12 protein-coding genes are annotated in these 13,626 nt (G+C 66.2%); 5 read left to right on the forward strand and 7 right to left on the reverse strand.

What is annotated here, in order from left to right:
- Window positions 1–29 precede the first annotated feature (29 nt).
- The 3 genes from ACNJYB_RS29350 to ACNJYB_RS29360 all read right to left on the reverse strand — a co-directional run bounded on the left by ACNJYB_RS29350 (window position 30) and on the right by ACNJYB_RS29360 (window position 5,538).
- Complete coding sequence (locus tag ACNJYB_RS29350) at window positions 30–1,829, reverse strand: ABC transporter ATP-binding protein (RefSeq protein WP_439370048.1); 1,800 nt, start codon at window positions 1,827–1,829, stop codon at window positions 30–32.
- A 550-nt stretch (window positions 1,830–2,379) separates the two neighbouring features.
- Window positions 2,380–3,963: a DHA2 family efflux MFS transporter permease subunit gene (locus tag ACNJYB_RS29355; protein ID WP_439370049.1), complete on the reverse strand. Its 1,584-nt coding sequence runs from the start codon at window positions 3,961–3,963 to the stop codon at window positions 2,380–2,382.
- A 258-nt stretch (window positions 3,964–4,221) separates the two neighbouring features.
- On the reverse strand, window positions 4,222–5,538 hold the full coding sequence (locus tag ACNJYB_RS29360) for an HlyD family efflux transporter periplasmic adaptor subunit (protein ID WP_439370050.1): 1,317 nt from the start codon (window positions 5,536–5,538) through the stop codon (window positions 4,222–4,224).
- Window positions 5,539–5,733: 195 nt separating this feature from the next.
- Here ACNJYB_RS29360 and ACNJYB_RS29365 point away from each other — a divergent pair, with 195 nt between their 5' ends.
- Window positions 5,734–6,369, forward strand: coding sequence for a TetR/AcrR family transcriptional regulator (locus tag ACNJYB_RS29365; protein ID WP_439370051.1), 636 nt, complete (start codon window positions 5,734–5,736; stop codon window positions 6,367–6,369).
- Window positions 6,370–6,409: 40 nt separating this feature from the next.
- On the forward strand, window positions 6,410–6,751 hold the full coding sequence (locus tag ACNJYB_RS29370) for a DUF6665 family protein (protein ID WP_439370052.1): 342 nt from the start codon (window positions 6,410–6,412) through the stop codon (window positions 6,749–6,751).
- Window positions 6,752–6,807: 56 nt separating this feature from the next.
- On the opposite strand, the gene ACNJYB_RS29375 is transcribed toward ACNJYB_RS29370, so the two are convergent.
- Window positions 6,808–8,010 carry an extensin-like domain-containing protein gene (locus ACNJYB_RS29375; protein WP_439370053.1) on the reverse strand — a complete coding sequence of 401 codons (1,203 nt, stop codon included), beginning with the start codon at window positions 8,008–8,010 and terminating at the stop codon, window positions 6,808–6,810.
- Between the two features lie 64 nt (window positions 8,011–8,074).
- Between ACNJYB_RS29375 and ACNJYB_RS29380 the strand changes: the two genes are divergently transcribed.
- The gene (locus ACNJYB_RS29380) at window positions 8,075–8,284 is read left to right on the forward strand and encodes a hypothetical protein (protein WP_439370054.1); all 210 of its coding nucleotides are present in this window, start codon (window positions 8,075–8,077) and stop codon (window positions 8,282–8,284) included.
- Window positions 8,285–8,382: 98 nt separating this feature from the next.
- On the opposite strand, the gene ACNJYB_RS29385 is transcribed toward ACNJYB_RS29380, so the two are convergent.
- Entirely contained in the window at window positions 8,383–8,967 is a 585-nt protein-coding gene (locus ACNJYB_RS29385; protein WP_439370055.1) for a DUF2147 domain-containing protein, read from the reverse strand.
- Between the two features lie 502 nt (window positions 8,968–9,469).
- Here ACNJYB_RS29385 and ACNJYB_RS29390 point away from each other — a divergent pair.
- On the forward strand, window positions 9,470–10,258 hold the full coding sequence (locus ACNJYB_RS29390) for a DUF2147 domain-containing protein (RefSeq protein ID WP_439370056.1): 789 nt from the start codon (window positions 9,470–9,472) through the stop codon (window positions 10,256–10,258).
- A gap of 187 nt (window positions 10,259–10,445) precedes the next feature.
- Entirely contained in the window at window positions 10,446–11,876 is a 1,431-nt protein-coding gene (locus ACNJYB_RS29395; RefSeq protein WP_439375674.1) for a FecR domain-containing protein, read from the forward strand.
- A gap of 251 nt (window positions 11,877–12,127) precedes the next feature.
- Here the strand turns inward: ACNJYB_RS29395 and ACNJYB_RS29400 are convergent, their stop codons facing one another.
- Window positions 12,128–12,691, reverse strand: coding sequence for an NUDIX hydrolase (locus tag ACNJYB_RS29400; RefSeq protein WP_439370057.1), 564 nt, complete (start codon window positions 12,689–12,691; stop codon window positions 12,128–12,130).
- A 67-nt stretch (window positions 12,692–12,758) separates the two neighbouring features.
- Window positions 12,759–13,622, reverse strand: coding sequence for an archaetidylserine decarboxylase (gene asd / locus ACNJYB_RS29405; protein ID WP_439370058.1), 864 nt, complete (start codon window positions 13,620–13,622; stop codon window positions 12,759–12,761).
- Window positions 13,623–13,626 lie beyond the last annotated feature (4 nt).

Below are 13,626 nucleotides of genomic sequence, written 5' to 3' on the forward strand. Positions count from 1 at the left end.
GCGGGACATTCGCCCCGCCGGCGCGTGGCTCACTCCGCTGCCGCGATCTGTCCGAGCTCCACAACCTGGCGCTCGAACAGGCCGCGATAGATGCCCCCCGGCTTGCCCGCGAGCAGAGCATGCGTGCCCTGCTCGACGATCTCGCCGCGGTCGAACACCAGGATGCGATCGAGGCTCTTCACGGTCGACAGCCGGTGCGCGATCACGATCGAGGTACGGCCTTTCATCAGCCGTTCCATCGCCTGCTGGATCAGCGCCTCCGATTCCGAATCGAGGCTCGACGTCGCCTCGTCCAGGATCAGCACCGGCGCATCCGCCAGGAAGGCGCGCGCCAGCGCCACGCGCTGCCGTTCGCCGCCGGACAATTTCACGCCGCGCTCGCCGACAAGGGTGCCGTACCCCTTGGGCAGACGCAGGATGAAGTCGTGCGCATTGGCGAGGCGCGCCGCCTGCTCGATCGCCTCGAGGCTGGCGCCGGGCCGGCCATAGGCGATGTTCTCGGCGAGCGAGCGGTGAAACAGGATCGGCTCCTGCTGCACGATCGCGATCTGGCTGCGCAGCGATTGCTGCGTCGCCAGCGCGATGTCCTGCCCGTCGATCAGCACGCGACCGCCGGTGACGTCGTACAGACGCTGCACCAGCTTGACGAAGGTCGTCTTGCCGGAGCCGGAGCGGCCGACCAGGCCGACGCGTTCGCCGGCGCGGATCGTCAGCGACAGTCCGTCGTACAGCGGCGCGCGATGGCCGCCATAATGGAACGTGACGTCGTCGAACACGATCTCGCCGCCCTCGATCGCGATCGGACGGGCGCCCGCGGCATCGACGATCCCGATCGGCTCGTCATGGATCGCCACCAGCTCGTCCATGTCGTTCACCGCGCGCTGCAGATTGTTGATGTGCATGCCCACGTCGCGCAAATAGGCGTGGATGACGTAGTAGCTCGTCAGCACATAGGTGACGTCGCCGGGCGAGGCGTGCCCCGAGATCCACAGCAGCACCGAGCCGCCGACCACCGAGGCGCGCAAGGCCAGCAGCAGCGCGAGCTGCGCCATGGCCGTGTAGTTGTAGCGGAACCAGGTCCGCCGCACCCGCACGCGCCAGCGGTTGACGACGCGGGCGAGCCGCGCATCTTCCCGCGCCTCCGCGCCGAAGGATTTCACCACCGCGTTGCAGGTCAGCGCGTCCGCCAGCGTACCGCCGACCTTGGTGTCCCAGGCATTGGAGACGCGCGCGGCCGGCGCGATGTAGCGCGTCGAGAACAGCACCGTCATCGTGACATAGACAAGCGCGCCGAGCGCGATCACCGCGCCGAGCGAGGCCCAGTGCACGCCGAGCAGAATCATCGACCCGATCAGCACGACCAGCGACGGCAGCAGTGCCAGCAGGATGGTGTCGTTGAGGAGGTCGAGCGCCCACATGCCGCGCGTGATCTTGCGCACGGTCGAGCCGGCAAAGGAATTGGCGTGCCAGTCGGTCGAGAAGCGCTGCACGCGCGTGAAGGCGTCCTGCGCGATCTCGGACATGAGCTTGAGCGTGAAAGGCACGATCGCCTGCAGCCCTGCGAGCCGCAGGACCATCGAGGCCGCGCCCAGCGCCACGATGGCGGCGAACGCAACCAATGCGGCGTGGCGCGCATCGGCATCTGACGGCCCGCGCGTCAGCGCATCGACCAGATGGCCCGAGAACACCGGCATGAACAGGTCGGCGGCCGTCGCCCCCAGCAGGCCGGTGACGATGGCGAGGGTTCGCGCCGGTTGCTTCAGCCAGTGCCTGAACACGAAGGGTAGCACCACGCGTATCGCCGCGGGCTTCTTTGACAGAGCGGTCATGACATCATCCGGCCGCTTCGCGCGGGCCGGCTCCATCGATGGACGCAAATCGGCCGCGAGGGCCCGGACGGCGTCACTTGAGACTGGTTTTGACTTGGGAAGCGGAGCGATCGGGAGGCAAAACCCAATCGAAGCTGGCGGAAGAGGCCTCTAGCAGGCCGCGTACATACCGAGCCAGGAGATCATCGAGCGGGGGCGTACGATCTGCGAATGCGACGAAATCATGCAAATCTCTCCCCGGTTCGAATGAATGAGGTGCGCTTTATAGATGTGCCGTGGGCGATTTGCAACGGGGCCCGCGCGAGATCACGGATGAGTGTTGCAATTTGGTGCGGGGCATCACCTCAAGCTCGCTGTCATGCCCGGCTTGCCGCCTTCGCTAAAGCTCCGGCGGGCCGAGCACCCTTGTGGCCCGGCGTAGCGTTGGCGGAGACGGGACCGGGGCATCCAGTACGCCGCGGCGGATGTGGTGAGAGCGAGCTTGCCAATGCCGCCTCTGGAATACTGGGTCGCCCGGTCAAGCCGGGCGACGACACCCGTTGTGGCTCGCCTAATGCGCGTCGCCGCCGCCGGCCAGCGCGGCCGGCTTGTTCAGCAATGTGACCAGGAGGCTGAGACCGAGATAGAACACCGTCAGCACGAAGAAGGCATCGCCAAAGCTCATCACCACGGCCTGGCGGTGCACGATCTGGCTGAGCTGCTTCATCGCCATCAGCGTGGAATCGCCGAGCCCCTGGAACTTCTGCTGGAGCATGGTCAGGGTCTCGGTCGCGGTGGCGTTGCCCCAGGTCACGCGCTCCTGCAGGCGCGTGATGTGCAGGTCGGTGCGGTCGTTGAGCACGGTATTGATGACCGCAAGTCCGACCGCGCCGCCGAGATTGCGCATCAGGTTGAACAGGCCGCTGGCGTTCTTGACGCGGTCTGGCGCCAGCGTGCCGAGTGCGATGTTGTTGGTCGGCACCATCGCGAACATCATGCCGATGCCGCGCAGGATCTGCGGCACCAGCAGCTCGTAGAAATCGTAGTCGCGCGTGATCCAGGTCATCTGGTACGAGCCGATCGCGAACACGATGAGGCCGAAGGCAATCATGTAGCGCATGTCGATCTTGACCATGAGCCGGCCGACCAAGGGCGCGACCAGGAACATGGTGATGCCCGAGACGAACATGGTCTCGCCGATCATCAGCGCGCTGTAGCCGCGCACCTCGGCGAGATAGCGCGGATAGATATAGGTCAGGCCATAGAGGCCGATGCCGATGCAGAACTGCAGGAGGCAGCCGATCGCGAAATTGCGGTTGGAGAAGGTGCGCAAGTTGACGATCGGCTCGGCCGCCGTGAAGACGCGCCAGAAGAAGGCGATCGCCGAGATGGCGCAGATCCAGGCGCAGATCGCCACCGAGGTATCCTGCATCCATTCATATTGCGGGCCTTCCTCCAGCACATATTCCAGCGTGCCGAGGAAGCCGGCCATGAACAGCAGGCCCCACCAGTCGAAGCGGTCGAGCAATTCGAAATGCGGTTCGTCGAAATCGACCAGCGCCAGCACACCGAGCGTGATGCCGATGCCGGGCACGACGTTGATGAAGAACAGCCAGTTCCACGACATCGCATCGGTGATGTAGCCGCCGACGGTCGGCCCGATCGTGGGAGCCAAGGTCGCGACAAGCCCGATGATGGGACCGACGATATGGAATTTCGTGCGCGGAAAGACGGTGTAGGCCGAGGCGAAGACGGTCGGGATCATGCCGGCGCCGAGAAAGCCCTGCAGCGCGCGCCAGAGGATCATCTCCTCGATGGTGGTGGCGAAGCCGCAGAGCAGGCTCGAGAAGGTGAAGCCCGCCGCCGAGATCGCGAACAAGAGCCGCGTGCCGAAGGCGCGCGACAGGAAGCCCGAGAGCGGGATCGCGATCACCTCGGCAATCAGATAGGCGGTCTGGACCCAGGAGACCTCGCTGGAGCTCGCCGACAGGCCGGCCTGGATTTCGCTTAATGAAGCCGAGACGATCTGGATGTCCAGGATCGACATGAACATCCCGAACACCATGATGATGAACGCGAACAGCCGCTTCGGCGCGATGCGCTCCGAAGCCGGGGTCGCCATCATGGTGGGTGAAGCGGTGGTGGCGTTGGCCATGGCGTGTCAACTCGGACCGGAGCAGGCTGCGAGTTGCGGACACCTCTCCCGCTTGCGGGAGAGCATAGGCCGCCTTCGGCGGCCGTCGTCCGAGAACGCCGAGGTGGACCCTCGGCTTTGCCGAGGGTGCGGGTGAGGGTTCTCTCCTGTGGGGGATTGTCCCGTTGCGGAGACACCCTCTCCCCGACCCTCTCCCGCAAGCGGGAGAGGGAGCGCACCTGCGTTCAGGGCTGCAGCGCGTCTCATGTCACCGCGCACCTACTGCGGATGGATCATGGTGGGATCGTCGAGATCGACCTCGCTGTCGGCGTCGGCCGCACCCTCGTTGGTGTCGACTGTGGCGTAGACCGACATGCCGGCACGCAGCAGGTTCTGCTTCGCGACCGATTTCGGCACGCGGATGCGGACCGGTACCCGCTGCACGATCTTGGTGAAATTGCCAGTGGCGTTGTCTGGCGGCAGCAGCGTGAACACCGAGCCTGCGCCCGCCGCGATGCTGTCGACCACGCCGGAGAACTTGCGCATGCCATAGGCATCGACCTTGATCGTCACCGGCTGGCCGGGACGGATGCGCTTGAGCTGCGTCTCCTTGAAGTTGGCGTCGATGTAGACCTCGTCGAGCGGCACGACGTTGCCGAGCCGCTGGCCGACCGCGACGAAGTCGCCGGCATTGACCAGGCGGTTGGAGAATGTGCCATTGACCGGCGCTCGCACCGCGGTGAAGGCGAGATCGCGCTCGGCCCTGGCGAGCGAGGTCTTCAGCTCGGCGAGCTGCGCCTGCGCTTCGGCCTGCTGCGCCTTGGCGACATCGACATTGCTGACCGCGACGTCATAGGCGGCCTGCGCAGCCTTGACCGCGGCGGCGCCCTGGTCGCGTCCGGCTTCCGAGCTCTCGAAGGTGGCGCGCGAGGCAAAGCCCTTGCTGCTCAGCGCCTGTTGGCGCTCGTAATCGAGGTCGGCGCGCTTGAGGCCGGCTTCCGCGGAGACGAGCTGCGCCTTGGCCTGCGCGACCTGGCTGTCGAGGGCTGCGACCTGGCGGCCGATGCGATCGATGGTGGCCTGCTGGGTCGCTATCTTCGTCGCTGCGGCATCGACCGCGATCTTGTAGTCGCCGTCGTCGATGCGGAGAATGATGTCGCCGGCGCGCACGATGGTGTTGTCGCCGGCAAGGATCGAGGAGATGTGGCCGGCCACGCGCGCGCCCAGCATGGTGTTGTTGGCGCGGACATAGGCGTCGTCGGTCGAGATATAGAAGCGGCCGACCAGCGTGTAATAGCCGGCATAGCTCGCGGCCGCGAGCGCCAGCACGAGGCCGGCGCCCATCAAGACGAATTTGCGCTTGCCGGATTTCGGCGCGCCGCCGGCGGCGGGCGCGTCCGGGGCAGGCCCGGCCGGCTTGTCGGTCACGGGCTTCTCCGGCGCCTCGCCGCGGCGCTTGGTTTCCTCGGCCACGTGGGAGCGCAACTGCTCGGCAAGGGCCGCAGGCGCCCCGGTCCCAGCCTCATCAGTCGCCGCCATCGTCTCCACCTTTTCCTGGCGAATGACGCGCGCAGCCCGGTCTCTCGATACGGCCATCAAGGCCTCCCCAAAAATAGCGCGACCAGGGACCGCCGCGTCGCGGCCTGTTCCCTCGTTCATCTCAGATATCATTGACCGAACCGTTCGGTCAATATATATAATGTCCCGGCCCGGGACCCTTCTGGCCCGAATCCTTTATTTCCGTTGCATAGGTTGGCACCTCGTCCAGAAACCTTCCGAGACCCTGAACCAATGGTTGTAGCTGCCGGCGAACATCTGCACGTCATCCAGGAGGAGGACAGCTCCAAGCGCCGCCAGATTCTCGATGGCGCCCGAAAGGTGTTCATGGATCTCGGCTTCGACGGCGCCAGCATGGGCGAGATCGCGCGCGCCGCGCAGGTGTCCAAGGGCACGCTCTACGTCTACTTCGCCGACAAATGCGCGCTGTTCGAAGCCATACTCGAGCAGGAAGCGCTCCAGCACGGCCAGGTCGTGTTCAATTTCGATCCCGCACGCGACGCCGAGACCACGCTGAACGAGTTCGGCCGGGCCTATATCCATCTGCTGTGCCGGCCCGGCGGCGGATCAGCGATCCGCACCGTGATGGCGATCGCCGAGCGCATGCCCGATGTCGGCCGCCGCTACTATGCGCGTGTGCTGGACAAGACCATCAACCGCCTCTCCGATTATCTCAAGATCCATGTCGGTTCCGGCGATCTCAAGATCGACGATTGCGAGCTTGCGGCGTCGCAGTTCATGGAGCTGTGCAAGGCCTCGCTGTTCCTCCCCTTCGTCTTCCAGGCCGCGCCCGCGCCCTCCGAAGAGCGCATGACCGAGGTGGTCGACAGCGCGACGCGGATGTTCCTGGCGGCCTACCGGGCGAAGTAGCGCGCGTTGCGCGGGGCGGTCTGGCGGTTATATTCAGACCATGTCCCGTGATCTTCGCCCGCCTGTCGATATCCTCCATTACGAGATCGTCCAGGAACAAGCTTCGGCGCTTGGACGGATGGGCCGCACGCTCGAACAGGCGCTGGCGCGCTTGCGCGAGTTCGACGCCGCTCGTGCGGCCACGGACACACCGGCCTCGATGCAGCAGGCGAGGCGCAAGCTGGTAGTGGAAGCCGGCGAGGCGCTCTGGATGTTCGTGGTGCAACGTGAGGCGACGGGCCTCCGCGACAGCCGCCACATCATGCGCACCTACAACGTCCCGGCCGAGGTGCAGCGCTGCATGGGGCTGGCCCCTGCAGCGTCGAAGCCCGGCGCGAAGTGAGCTGCTAATTCCGCCGCCCCTCTCCACTGTCGTCTCGCTCACGACGTTCGCCTTTCTCAATCGTCAGCGTAGTCGTCCTCTTCCTGCTTGCGCATGCTCTTGCGCGTTCCGAGCGAGCCGGTGACATAGGGATCGCGCCGGCCGGCGTAAGGGTTGCGCTGCTGGGCGCGGCCGGCGACCTCTTCACCCGACACCGCGGCAGGCTGGCAGATCAGGCGGCGGCTGGCGCGGCGCATCAGATCGACGTGGATGTGGTCGTAGTGATAGACGTTCGAGCCCGGCGCCAGCACCGTGGTGAAATGCGCGCAGGCACCAGATTGCACGTCGCGCAAAAAGCCCTGCTCTTCCGGCATGCCGCGCCAGCCGTCCTTCACCGTGACGCGACGGCCGTCGGCGAGCATGAAGGCGGAGATGTCGAGCGCGTTGCCGAAGGCGTGCTCGGAGATGTGGGCATGTGGATTGCCGTTCATGCCGCGGCAGGAATAGGCGGAGATCTGCTTGATCTCGGCCACGCGAGTGCCGAACCATCGCATCGCCGAGGGCTGCACGGTGTCGGCGAGCCAGCGGTCGAGCTCGGACACGATCGGGCAGGCCAGCGTCGCGGTCGGCTTGATCGCGACGGGGCCGACGGCGGTGACGGGATTGCCCTGCGCGGGACCAAGGCGCGGCGGCGGCTGCTGCGCCGGCGGCTGCGAATAAGGCGCTGCCGATCGCGCCGGATAGCTCGGCGCATTCATATAGCGCGCCGCGCCCGCGGCATCGGTGCCCTCGGGCGGCAGATCGATCTCGTCCTCCTGCGGTTCGACGCCGGGCGCGTTGAGCGACATCGGCCCGGACGGCGCACCATAGCCCGTGGGCTGACGCACCGCGCTCTCGGGATAGTTCGACCGCTGCGGATAGGACGATGCCGGATAATTCTGGCTCTGCGGATAGTTCGGCTGCGGCTGCACCGGCCAGCGCGGCTGGTTGCCGATGCTGCCGGGCGGGCGCAGCACCTCGTCGGCGAACCCATAGGTGCTGGAAGCTTCGCCAATGGCAGCAACCTTCAGCGGATACTCGGCGCCGCACATGCCGGGCCCCGAGATCGGGTCGATGCGGACGATGTCCGCACTCTCCTTGACCGCGCCCGATTTCAGGCATGCGGCTTCCGCCTCGGCCCGCCATGGTTCACGTTCGGCCTGGAAGAAGCCGCGTCCGCAACCCGCTAGCGAAACAAGGACGATGGAGCCGACGAGATACAAACGAACTCCGCGCGTCATGCACGCACGTTCGGTGAATTTACTTAAAGACTCTTCAACACGTTGATTTCAGTGTTCTTTAACCATGCCGGGGGGATCGCCGCCGATTGCTGCCGACGCGAGCGACAGCAAGGCTCACTTTTTCGAAAAGAGACTTTCCGTTAACCATAACGTCTGTGCGCCAAACGGCGCGCACGGAGGAAGCGACCTCATGACGTTCGCCGGGAGACTGAGCGTTATCACCGCGTACCTCGCCATCGCCTTCGTCGGCGCCATCGTGCTCGGCATGATCTAGAGGGCATCGATCAACCACATTGCGGCCGCTTAGCGCTTGGCGACGCCTGAACGCACGCTCGTCCTTCGAGACGACCGCCTGCGCAGAAGCACCCATCGCTACGACCTTGCGCCACCCCACTGCTGCGAGGTCGTGACAATCCTCTCCTGCCGCTCCTCGACGCGTGTCCAGTCGTTGCCGGTGCACCAGAAGCGGCCGAGTGCGCAGGCCTCGACGTAAAGCCTGCCGGAGCTCTTCAGCGTCATCCTCGCATAATAGGTGTTGCCGCTGGAGCGGCTGTAGATGCTGCCCGTCCATACATTGTGCGTCTTCGGCTTCATGTTGACGAGCACGCTTTCGCCGCGGCTCGATGTCTCGGTGCGCGCAAAGCCGCACAGCGCGGGGCCGCAGCGCTCGATGCTGACCGTGCTCTTGGCGCCGGTGCTCTCCCATTCGCCGAGCGGCAAATAGGTCGCCTCGTCGTCGCTGCCATGTGCGATCGCCGTGCCCTGGATGCTCTCTGGCCTCGGGATAACCACCGGCGGCTCGAGGCGCGGCGGATCGAGCGCGACGATCTTCGGCGGATCCGGCGGCTGCAGATCAACCCGTGGCGGATTGGGACTCGCTGCCTCAACTCTTGCTGCCTCGAGTCGCGGCGCAGGCGGCACAACGGGCTGCGACGTCGTCGAGGCAAGGACAGGCATCGTCGATGCGGGTGATCGTGCGACCACAGCTGGCTGCGGCCGGACCGGAGCGGCCGGGGTGACCGGCGGGGGCGCCTGGACAATCGGCGGGGGCGCAGGCGGCGGAGCCGGTCTCGTGTTGACCTCTTCCGTCGCCCGAACGCTGCGACTGAAAATCGAGACACAGGAGGCGGATCGGCAATTCCTGGGCGCCTCGACATGGAACCGGTGGCCGCCGATGGAGAAGGCGTAGGAACCGGCCTGGGCCGCAGGCGCAATCGCCGTGAATGCGATCAATAAACCAAGCGAAGTCGCAAGCTGCTGCATCGGCGCCATCCTGTCGTGTCGCGGCGAGGTTACGCCGGACGAGCCGGGGCTGAATGTGCGCCGCCTCACCCAAGCGCGCGCGAGCCGTTGTGACGTCCGTCACAGAACGTCCGGGACGCCCGACATATTGTCGAACCACGCTTTATCCACCAGCGACTTCAGTCCATCTCGGGACCGCGCCATTTCGGAGGTTGTCATGAACAAGCTCACCATCGCCGCCGCGCTCTTCCTGGCTTCGACCGCCGCCGCGCACGCCGGCAGTTCGATCTCGTTCCAGATCCAGGGCCAGCACATCCGCATCGAGACGCCGCGCAACTGCGCCTCGCTCAACTGCGTGACCATCGTCGCCCCGGGCCTGTCGGACAAGCCGATCAAGCTGAACAACATCAATCTCAACGGCCCCGGCGGCTCCAAGGACGATGACGTCGACACCACGCCGGCTCCGGCCCCGGCCGCGCAGCCTGCACCGGCTTTGGTGCAGCAGCAGACCGTGCAGCAGGCGCCGGTTCAGGCGACCGCTCCGGCCGCCCCCGTTGTTGCTCCCGCCGCACCGACGCCGACCGTTGCCACCGCGCCGTCCATCGATACGACGGCGCAGCCTGTGCCTGTCGCAGCTCCCGCTGCGGTCGCGGCCCCGCCCGCTCCCGCTTATGTGCCCGCTCCTGCTCCGGCTCCGGCTGCCGCCGCGCCCGTGGCGGCCCCGAACTCGCCGATCGGCGTCTGGGCGACCGAACAGAACAAGGGCAATGTCCGCGTCGAGCAGTGCGGCGCCAATCTCTGCGGCTATGCCGAGAAGACCAACGAGCGCATCCTGATCAACATGAAGCCCGACGGCGCCAAGTGGAGCGGCCGCATCCACGATCCCGACTCCGGCCGCAACTACGACTCCACGATCGCCATGAAGGGCCCGAATGCGTTGCGTGTGCAGGGCTGCGCCTTCGGCGGCATGTTTTGCGGCGGCCAGACCTGGAAGCGGGTGAGCTGACACCGAACGCATCGCGACTGACAAGCCTTCTCGTTCTTATGATGGCGCCACGTCTCGGACACCGGGACGTGGCGTTTGAACCTTCGCCGGCCGCATGCGATAGATGTTCATCTGCCATTCAGCCTGATGTGGCTGATATCGGCGGACCTCGCCTCGCGTTCTCACCGGGACTTCATTCGTGGCTTTGATGGTGGCTTGGCGCCGCTTCGTGTTTGCTGTCCCGCTGCTGGCTTTGCCGCTGGCCGGCGCAAACTCCGCATGTGCGTCCGACACGATCGAGCTTGCGCAAGCACCGCCGCAGGCCCAGCCGACGCCTGCTCCTTCACCGGCGCCGTCAGCTTCACCAACACCGGCCGGGGACGCACAAGCCACTGCCGTCGAGCCGATCGGCAACGTTGCCACGGTCGCGGGGATCGCGACCGTGATCCGCGACAGGAATTCCTATCCGCTGCGGGTGCGCGACGACATCTATCTCAACGACATCGTGCAGACCTCGTCGAACTCCGCGCTCGGCATCACCTTCAACGATGCGACCACGTTCAACCTCTCCGCCAGCGCGAAGATCACCATCGACAATTACGTCTATGAGGAGGGCGGCAAGCAGAATTCGGCGATCTTCGACATCGGCAAGGGGACCGTCGCCTTCGTCGCCGCGGCTGTGGCGAAGAGCGGTGACATGAAGATCGCGACGCCGACCGCGACGCTCGGCATCCGCGGCACCACCGGCGTGGTCGACGTGCCCGAGAACGCTGCAGCCAGCGCTGCGAACCACGTCAACATCAAACTCTATCCCGACGCCGACGGCCGGGTCGGCCACATCGAGGTCAACGACCGCTCGAGCGGCGCGCGGCTCGGCGCGCTGACGCAGGCCGCGAGCGGCTTTGCCATTCGTCCAGGCGCAGCCGGCGCCGGCATGCGCTTTGCGGCCGTGCCGATCACGATTCCAGCGCAGCAGATCGCACGCGATCGCGGCTTCGTCAGCCAGGTGCATCTGGCCCAGACCACGGGCCGGCAGATCGTGACCGAGCAGCGCGACTTCCGCCGCGCCAATCCGGCCGCGATCAGCCGCCTTCCGCGGCCGGCGCAACCGCAGCAGCAGCAACAATTGCGGCCGACGACCGCGCCGGGCCAACAGCCGCAGCGGCCCAACGGCCAGCCGGGCCAGAACAACCGTCCCGGCCAGCAGCAGCCTGGCGCGCCGGGCCGGCAAGGGGCGCAACCACCGCAGCGGCAGGGACAAGGCGGCGCCGTGCAGCCGGGTGGCCAGCGCGCGGGCCAGGGGCAGCAGCAACAGGGCCAGCCGCAGGGGACTGGACGTCCGGGTGCACCGCGCCCTGGACAGGGCAGAGCGCCCAACGGCACGCCGCAAACGCAGCCAAAGCGCGACGGCCGAATTCAGCCTGGAGGAGTCGTGCCGCCAGAGCCGGGCGCAACGCCGCAACCCGGCCCGCAGCCGCAACAGCCGCACACCGGCGTGCAGCCCGGCCCGCCCCCTGCGGCTCAGCAGCCCGGCGGCATCCGGCGCCAAGGCGGATTCCAGCAGGGCCTTCCCGCCGCACAGCGACCCGCAGCCACGCGCAAACCGTCGCCCGCTTCGAAGGAGAAGGAGCGGCGGTGACCTTTGAGCAACCGGCGACATCGGCAACAGTTCAGCGCGGCGGCTGCCTCCGCAACGATGGTGCGAGTGAAGCGCTTCTCTGTCTCCTCTCCGTCATTGCGAGCGCAGCGAAGCAGTCCAGAATCTTTCCGCGGAGGGGATCTGGATTGCTTCGCTTTGCTCGCAATGACGGCTTGAGGGAGCTGAAGCTCCTGCGGACATGGCAACTCGCGGGGACCGGCTCACCGCAAGCTACCTGGTGTGAAAAGGCCTCACGCCTCGCCGCGCAGCCAGGCCTTCACCTTCTGCAACAGGCCGTGCCGCAGCTCCTCGACCGATGCGGCTTCCGCCGGTGTCAACGTCTGCAAGGCGGCATCGATATCGTCCGCCGCAAGCGGCGGCTCGGGTGCCGGCGATGGCACCACTCCCGCCGCCGCAAGCGCGATCGGGCCGATCTGCGTCAGGAAAGCGCGCTCGTATTCACGCGACAGGCGGGCGATCGCGTGGTCCAGCGTCAGCCAGTCGACCGCCTTGATGTCGTTCATCAGCTTGCGGACCGGACCGCCGCCGGCCTCCATGCGCCAGAAATGCACGACTTTTGAGCGGCCGCCGGACTGGTAGACCAGCGTGCCCAGGAATTCGTGGATGGCGACGTCGTGGCCGGTCTCCTCCAGCACTTCGCGATGCGCGGCTTCCTTCGGCGTTTCGCCGTCGTCGAGCTTGCCTTTGGGCAGGACCCATTCATTGCGCTTGCGCTGACGCACGACTGCGATCAGCGGCACCGCTCCCCGCCGCAGCACAATACCACCCGCCGCCATCACCGGCGTCCGCGCCATCGCTCAATCCGTATCGTCGAATCGTCTCCGAAAGACGATATAGGAAGCGGGGACGGCGGATTGAAGGCTACTTCCTCCCGAGCAGCGCCTCGCCCGCGCGGATCCGCGTGCCCTCGGCGATGCCATCGCAGAAGGTAAAATCGCCGGGCGCGAGGATGATGATGGTCGAGCCATGCTCGAACCAGCCGAGTTCCTCGCCCTTGCTCACCTTGACGTCGCAAGGGAAATTGACCGGCCCGCGCGTCTGCGCGTTCAGCACCATGTCGAGGAAGTGCAGCCGGATGCTCGCGACCAGGATCGCGGCCACCGGCACCAGCGTCACGGCCTCGCCGGTCGACAGATGCGTGCGGATCACCGCGCGCTCGTTCTTGCAGAACAGACGCTCGACCCTCTTCAAGGCAATCGGGTTGACGTTCCAGACATCGCCATGGATCAGCGTGACGCGTTCGATATGCGCGTCATAGGGCGCGTGGAAGCGGTGATACATGCTCGAGGTCAGCCGCAGCGTGACGAAGGAGCCGTTGCGGTGCTGCTCGACCAGCGCGGAATCACCCAGCAAGTCCAATAGCGAATAGGGCGCGCCCTTGACCTGGAACAGTTCGGTGTCGGCGATCTTCCCGTGCGCGCCCACGATGCCGTCCGAGGGGCTGGCGACGATGGATGGATCGGCATCAAAGGGACGCAGGCCCGGCATGAGCTCCCGCGTGAAACAGTCGTGCAGGCTCTTGAAGTGGGGCTTGCGCGCCTCCGACAGGTCGAGGTCGGAGAACAGCCTCCACAGCGCGATCGAGAAGTCCCGCACCAGGGGATTCTCGATCTTGGAGAACCAGCCCATGAAGCGGGTCAGCGCCGCGCGGGGGATGCGGTTGGTCAACAGGAAGTTGAGGTCTTCCTGCTGGGTGAAAGAGGCGATGAGGGCTTTGACTGTCATGAAT

Source organism: Bradyrhizobium sp. SMVTL-02 (assembly GCF_051853005.1).
Lineage (GTDB): Bacteria > Pseudomonadota > Alphaproteobacteria > Rhizobiales > Xanthobacteraceae > Bradyrhizobium.